This is a genomic window from Mycobacterium sp. GA-1841, assembly GCF_001954135.1.
Taxonomy (GTDB): Bacteria; Actinomycetota; Actinomycetes; order Mycobacteriales; family Mycobacteriaceae; genus Mycobacterium.
The window spans coordinates 115,159-122,086 of record NZ_MBEQ01000029.1; the positions used below are offsets into that span (position 1 = coordinate 115,159).

General features: G+C 66.0%; 4 protein-coding genes and 1 pseudogene. 2 read left to right on the forward strand and 3 right to left on the reverse strand.

Annotated features, from left to right (window positions below; translation table 11 throughout):
- The first annotated feature begins 106 nt into the window (after nt 1-106).
- Nucleotides 107-3,577, forward strand: a complete 3,471-nt coding sequence (gene car / locus A5740_RS09080; RefSeq protein WP_076193306.1) for a carboxylic acid reductase — start codon at nt 107-109, stop codon at nt 3,575-3,577.
- A 287-nt stretch (nt 3,578-3,864) separates the two neighbouring features.
- A pseudogene (locus A5740_RS09085) lies at nt 3,865-5,135 on the forward strand (DUF222 domain-containing protein).
- Here the strand turns inward: A5740_RS09085 and A5740_RS09090 are convergent.
- The 3 genes from A5740_RS09090 to ruvA all read right to left on the reverse strand — a co-directional run.
- Complete coding sequence (locus A5740_RS09090) at nt 5,132-5,515, reverse strand: DUF1304 domain-containing protein (RefSeq protein WP_076193308.1); 384 nt, start codon at nt 5,513-5,515, stop codon at nt 5,132-5,134. The pseudogene A5740_RS09085 and the gene A5740_RS09090 sit on opposite strands and share 4 nt — an antisense overlap.
- 5 nt (nt 5,516-5,520) lie before the next feature.
- The gene (gene ruvB, locus A5740_RS09095) at nt 5,521-6,576 is read right to left on the reverse strand and encodes a Holliday junction branch migration DNA helicase RuvB (protein WP_076193309.1); all 1,056 of its coding nucleotides are present in this window, start codon (nt 6,574-6,576) and stop codon (nt 5,521-5,523) included.
- The coding region (ruvA, locus tag A5740_RS09100; RefSeq protein ID WP_139335020.1) for a Holliday junction branch migration protein RuvA at nt 6,576-6,928 on the reverse strand (353 nt) is incomplete at its 5' end. The genes ruvA and ruvB, both read right to left, overlap by 1 nt.

Genomic DNA, 6,928 nt, shown 5'->3' on the forward strand with positions numbered 1-6,928 from the left:
ATCTGAGCTGGCATCTCGAAATATAATTAGTTTTACTAACGTAGTAATCAGTAGGCGCGACCAACGTGCCGACGATATTTATCTTGATTTGCTCAGGGGAACCGATATGACCACCGAAACGCGTGAGGACCGGCTGCAAGGCCGGATCGCACATCTGTATGAGACCGATCAGCAATTCGCCGACGCTCGGCCCAGCGATGCCGTCAACACCGCCGTCGCCCAGTCCGATCTGCGGCTGCCGGCGATCGTCAAAGGGCTGTTCGCCGGATACGCCGACCGCCCCGCCCTCGGACAGCGCGCCGTCGAATACGTCACCGACGCCGCCGGCCGCACGTCGGCCCAGCTGCTCCCCCGGTTCGACACCATCACCTACCGCCAGTTGGGAGACCGCGTTCAAGCGGTGACCAACGCCTGGCACAACCACCCGGTCAAGCCCGGCGACCGCGTCGCCATCCTCGGGTTCACCAGCGTGGACTACACCACGATCGACACCGCACTCATCGAGCTCGGCGCGGTCTCCGTACCACTGCAGACCAGCGCGCCGGTGACCACACTGCGGCCCATCGTCGCCGAGACCGAGCCCACCGTCATCGCGGCGAGCATCGACTTCGTCGACGACGCAGTCGAATTGGTGAAGTCCGGCCCCGCGCCCCGACGTCTGGTGGTGTTCGACTACCAGCCACAGGTCGACACTGCGCGGGAGGCCTTCGACGCCGCAAAGGCAGCGCTGGCCGACACCGACGTCATCGTCGAACCGTTGGCCGACGTGCTGGACCGCGGCCGTTCACTGGCCGACGCGCCGCTGTACACGCCGGGCCAACCCGACCCGCTGACCATGCTGATCTACACCTCGGGAAGCACCGGCACCCCCAAGGGCGCGATGTACCCGGAGAGCAAGGTCGCCAACATGTGGCAACTGGCCGCCAAGGCCAGCTGGGATGAGAACCAGGCCACGCTGCCCGCCCTCACCCTGAACTTCATGCCGATGAGCCACGTCATGGGCCGCGGCATTCTGATCGGCACCCTGGCCTCGGGCGGCACCGCCTACTTCGCTGCCCGCAGCGATCTTTCGACCTTCCTGGAGGATCTCGCCCTGGTCCGGCCGACCCAGCTGAGCTTCGTGCCCAGGATCTGGGACATGCTGTTCGGTGAGTACCAGAGCCGCCTCGACCGCTCCGGCGCCAGTGAAGACGAGGTGCTCGCCGAGGTCCGCGACGACCTCCTCGGCGGACGGTTCGTCTCCGCCCTGACCGGCTCGGCGCCGATCTCGACCGAAATGCGCAGCTGGGTGGAACGCCTGCTCGACATGCACCTACTGGAAGGGTACGGCTCGACCGAGGCCGGTTCGGTCTTCGTCGACGGCCACATCCAGCGTCCGCCGGTGATCGACTACAAGCTGGTCGATGTCCCCGATCTGGGCTACTTCCGTACCGACCAGCCATACCCGCGTGGTGAGCTGCTGGTGAAGTCCGAGCAGATGTTCCCCGGCTACTACAAGCGCCCGGAGATCACCGCCGAGATGTTCGACGAGGACGGCTACTACCGCACCGGTGACATCGTCGCCGAACTCGGCCCGGACCAGGTGGAGTACGTCGACCGGCGCAACAACGTGCTCAAGCTGTCGCAAGGCGAGTTCGTCACCGTCTCCAAGCTGGAAGCGGTCTTCGGCGACAGCCCACTGGTGCAGCAGATCTACATCTACGGCAACAGCTCGCGTTCATACCTGCTGGCGGTCGTGGTGCCCACCGATACCGCTGCCTCCAAGCAGGCGATCAACGATTCGCTGCAGGACGCCGCCCGCGCCGCCGGGCTGCAGTCCTACGAAATCCCACGCGATTTCCTCGTGGAGACAACACCTTTCAGCCTGGAGAACGGCCTGCTGACCGGGATCCGCAAGCTGGCCCGGCCCAATCTGAAGGCTCACTACGGCGAGCGGTTGGAGCAGCTCTACACCGAGCTGGCCGAAGGTCAGGCCAACGAGTTGAGCGAGCTGCGACGCAACGGTGCTCAGGCTCCCGTGCTCGACACCGTGAGCCGGGCGGCCGGCGCCCTGTTGGGTGCCGCGGCGTCCGATCTCGCGCCCGAGGCCCACTTCACCGATCTGGGTGGGGATTCGTTGTCCGCGTTGACCTTCGGCAACCTGCTGCAGGAGATCTTCGACGTCGAGGTGCCCGTGTCGGCGATCGTCAGCCCGGCCTCGGATCTGCGGACCATCGCCGAGTACATCGAGGCTCAGCGCTCCGGTACCAATTTGCGACCGACCTTCACCTCCGTGCACGGGCGCAACGCGACCGAAGTCCATGCCTCCGATCTGACGCTGGACAAGTTCATCGACGCCGCGACGTTGGCCGCCACACCGGGCCTGCCCGGTCCGGTCAGCGAGATCCGGACCGTACTACTCACCGGCGCAACCGGTTTCCTGGGTCGTTACCTGGCCCTGGAGTGGCTGGAGCGCATGGACCTGGTCGACGGCAAGGTCATCTGCCTGGTCCGCGCGAAGTCGGACGAGGAAGCCCGCGCGCGGCTCGACAAGACCTTCGACAGCGGCGACCCCAAGCTGTTGACGCACTACCAGAAACTTGCCGCCGACCACCTCGAAGTGATCGCCGGCGACAAGGGCGAGGCCGACCTGGGCCTCGACCAGGCGACCTGGCAGCGCCTGGCCGACACCGTCGATTTCATCGTCGACCCGGCCGCGCTGGTCAACCACGTGCTGCCCTACAGCGAGCTGTTCGGTCCCAACGCCCTTGGCACTGCCGAACTCATCCGCATCGCGCTCACCACGCGGATCAAGCCGTTCGCGTACGTGTCGACGATCGGCGTGGGAGGCGGCATCGAGCCCGGAAAGTTCGTGGAGGACGCCGATATCCGTCAAATCAGCGCGACCCGGCGGGTCGACGACAGCTACGCCAACGGATACGGCAACAGCAAGTGGGCCGGCGAGGTTCTGCTGCGTGAAGCCCACGATCTGGCCGGCCTGCCGGTGACGGTGTTCCGCTGCGACATGATCCTGGCCGACACCACCTATGCCGGGCAGCTGAACCTGCCGGACATGTTCACCCGCATGATGTTCAGCCTCGTCGCCACCGGTGTCGCGCCGAAGTCCTTCAACCAGCTCGACGCCGACGGCAACCGGCAGCGCTCGCACTACGACGGGCTGCCCGTCGAGTTCATCGCCGAGGCCATCTCCACCCTGGGCGCCCACGTCCAGGACGGCTTCGAGACGTACCACGTGATGAACCCGCACGACGACGGCCTGGGCATGGACGAGTTCGTCGACTGGCTCGTCGAGGCCGGCTACCCGATCCAGCGGGTGGAGGACTACCAGGAGTGGTTGTCCCGCTTCGAGACGACGCTGCGGGCATTGCCCGACAAGCAACGTCAGGCCTCACTCCTGCCGTTGCTGCACAACTACCAGCAGCCCGGCATGCCGGTTAACGGCGCGATGGCACCGACCGACGTGTTCCGTGCCGCCGTGCAGGAAGCGAAGATCGGGCCGGACAAGGACATCCCGCATGTCACCCGCGAGGTCATCGTCAAGTACATCAGCGATCTGAAACTGCTCGGATTGCTGTAAGAAGACTTCCCCACAAGGGAAGGCCCCCCCTGAGCGGCCGCGGTCCTTATCCAGGACCGCGGCCAATCAGTATGTGCAGCCTCAGGCGCGGGATGGGATCAGGCCGGCGATGTAGCTGTTGCCGCATTGTGCGATAACAGCGCCGGGGAGTCCTCGGGCATCGGCCAATCGTAAGGGCCGGCAACGCGCTGGCCTACACCAAAATTGCCAGGTGGAGCAGTCCAATCCAGAAGGACAGCGGTGCGATTCCGCACAAATTGATGCTAACCCGGTGTAATATCGAACACATGTTCGAAGAATTTGCTTCGATTGCTCCCGACGCCGACGAGGCGACCCTGCGGGATCGGATTGCCGAACTCGAACGGCTCAAGTCGGCCGCCGCAGCTGGGCAAGCCCGCGCCACCGCCGCGCTGGAAACTGCACGCCGGGCCGCTGAAGCCGCCGACGGCATACCTGTCACGCGGCGCGGCCGCGGGCTGGGATCGGAAATCGGCTTGGCGCGCCTGGATTCCCCGATCCGCGGTGGCCATCACCTCAACGATGCCAGAATCCTGGTTCGCGACCTTCGCCATACCCTGCACGCACTCGAAACCGGCATCCTCACCGAATCCCGCGCCCGCCTGATCGTGCGCGAGGCAGCTTGCCTCTCCCCCGCCGACCGGCGCCGCCTCGATGAAGAGTTGTGTGGCGATGCCACCACACTCATCGGTCTCGGCGATGCGCGCATCACAACAGACGCCAAAAGAATCGCGTGCCAATTGGATCCACAGGCAGTTGCCAACCGGGCCACCAGAGCACCGGAAGACCGCAACGTCACGTTCCGGCCCACGACCGACAACATGGCCTTGATGACCGTCGTGCTGCCCGCCACCGATGCGGCGGCTGTCCGCGGTTCCCTCAACGCCGCTGCCGACAGCCGCACCGACGGTCGCAACCGTGGGCAGGCAATGGCCGACACCGTGGTTGCGCGGATCACCGGCCGCGAGACGACGGCGCCTGTCCGCGTCGCCGTCAATCTCGTGCTTTCCGACGAAACACTCTTCGGTGGCGCCGCCCACCCAGCGCGCGCCTGGAAGGTTACGGACCCATCCCAGCCGCCTTGGCGCGCCGCCTGATCAGCGACGCCGTCGCCGACGACAATTCCTGGGCCACCCTGCGGAGGCTCTACGCCGCTCCGGATACCGGCGCTCTGGTCGCCATGGAATCGCGATCACGGCGCTTCCCCAAAGGTCTCGCCCGGTTCATCGCGGTCCGCGACGAAATCTGCCGCACTCCGTACTGCAATGCCCCGATCCGACACATCGACCACATCACCCCGCATCACCGCCATGGGCCGACCAGCGCTGCCAACGGTGAAGGACTGTGTGAACGCTGCAATTACGTCAAAGAAGCACCCGGCTGGCAAGTGGTGCCGGCCATCGACGCGTTCGGCCGCCACTGCACTGAGCACATCACTCCGACCGGCGCCATCTACCGTTCGACTGCACCACCATTACCCGGCGGAATCCGAAGGCTGACCCGCGAAATCCACATCGTGGTCAACAAATCCGCAGCCTAGAGCAGGCCGATCGCGAGCAATACGACAGCGATCAACGGGAAGGTACCTTGGGTGATCGCGGCGCGCGCCTTATCCGGTGAGCTGGTGAGCAACACGACGGCCGCCGCCAGCATCGAGCCGCCCCCAGCGAATACCAATGCGGCGCCGACTGCATTGTGCCCCAAGCCAATCGCGACGATACCGACCACCGTGACGATTGCCAGAAACAGGTTGTAGAAGCCCTGGTTGAACGCCAGCTCCTTGGTGGCCTGCGCCTCCTCCTGGCTGATACCGAAGGTCGCGCGGGTACGTGGCGAGGTCCAGGTCAGCGACTCCATCACGAAGATGTAGACATGCAGGGCCGCGGCGAGCGCGGCGAACACCAGACCGGTGATGACCATACGGTCTATTCAAACAGGCCGGGCTGTCCCAGTCCGGTAACCGGCGGCTGCATGCCCAGGTGCGTCCACGCCAGCGGCGTGGCCACCCGGCCTCGCGGCGTGCGGGCCACCATGCCCGCGCGCACCAGGAAGGGTTCGCAGACTTCCTCGACCGTGGTGGCTTCCTCTCCCACCGCCACCGCCAGCGTCGACACCCCGACCGGGCCACCCCCGAAAGTGCGGGTCAGCGCGGACAATACGGCCCGGTCCAGGCGATCCAGGCCGAGCTCGTCGACGTCGTAGACCTCCAGCGCCGCCTTGGCGATATCGCGGGTGATCACCCCGTCGGCGCGCACCTCGGCGTAGTCCCGGACTCGGCGCAGCAGCCGATTGGCGATGCGGGGCGTGCCGCGCGAACGCCGGGCGATCTCGGTGCCGGCTTCGGCACCCAACTCGATGCCGAGAATGCCCGCCGAACGAGACAGCACGCGCTCAAGCTCGACCGGCTCGTAGAAATCCATGTGCGCGGTGAACCCGAACCGGTCGCGCAGCGGGCCGGTCAACGCCCCGGACCGAGTGGTCGCACCGACCAGCGTGAACGGGGCGACTTCGAGCGGAATCGACGTGGCGCCAGGACCTTTGCCGACCACCACGTCGACGCGGAAGTCCTCCATTGCCAGATACAGCATTTCCTCGGCGGGCCGGGCGATGCGATGAATTTCGTCGATGAAGAGCACGTCGTGCTCGACAAGGTTGGACAGCATCGCGGCCAGGTCCCCGGCGCGCTCCAGCGCAGGACCGGAGGTGAGTCGCAGCGATGAGCCGAGCTCAGCCGCGATGATCATCGCCAGCGACGTCTTACCCAGCCCCGGTGGACCGGACAGGAGGATGTGATCGGGTGTGCCGCCGCGGTTCTTGGCCCCTTCGATGACCAATTGCAGCTGCTCGCGCACCCGCGGTTGTCCGATGAACTCGCCCAGCGAGCGCGGCCGCAGGCTGGCGTCGATATCGCCTTCACCGACCGTCAGTGCCGGCGAGACCTCCCGCTCGTCGGGCTCCTCGGCATCGTCGAAACGGCCCATTACTTCTTACCCAACATGGACAGTGCCGCGCGCAGCGCCGACGACGTGGTGGCCTCAGGATCGTTGGCCAGCACCTTGTCGGTGGCTTCCTCGGCTTGCTTGACCGCAAAGCCAAGTCCGACAAGGGCTTCCACCACGGGCGCCCGTACGGCGTGGCCGACGGCCGCACCGCCCGAGCTCGGCCCCACCGGGCCGATCTTGTCGCGGAGTTCGAGCACCATGCGCTCGGCACCGCGTTTACCGATGCCCGGAACCCGGGTCAACGCGGTGACATCGCCGTCGGCCAGCGCCTGCCGCAACGCCGGTGGGTCATAGACCGCCAGAGTCGCCAAGGCGATCTTGGGTCCGACGC

Excerpts from the sequence above, each read along its gene's own strand:
- car (WP_076193306.1), top strand. The coding sequence starts at position 107 with ATGACCACCGAAACGCGTGAGGACCGGCTGCAAGGCCGGATCGCACAT.
- A5740_RS09090 (WP_076193308.1), bottom strand. The coding sequence starts at position 5,515 with ATGGTCATCACCGGTCTGGTGTTCGCCGCGCTCGCCGCGGCCCTGCAT.
- ruvB (WP_076193309.1), bottom strand. The coding sequence starts at position 6,576 with ATGGGCCGTTTCGACGATGCCGAGGAGCCCGACGAGCGGGAGGTCTCG.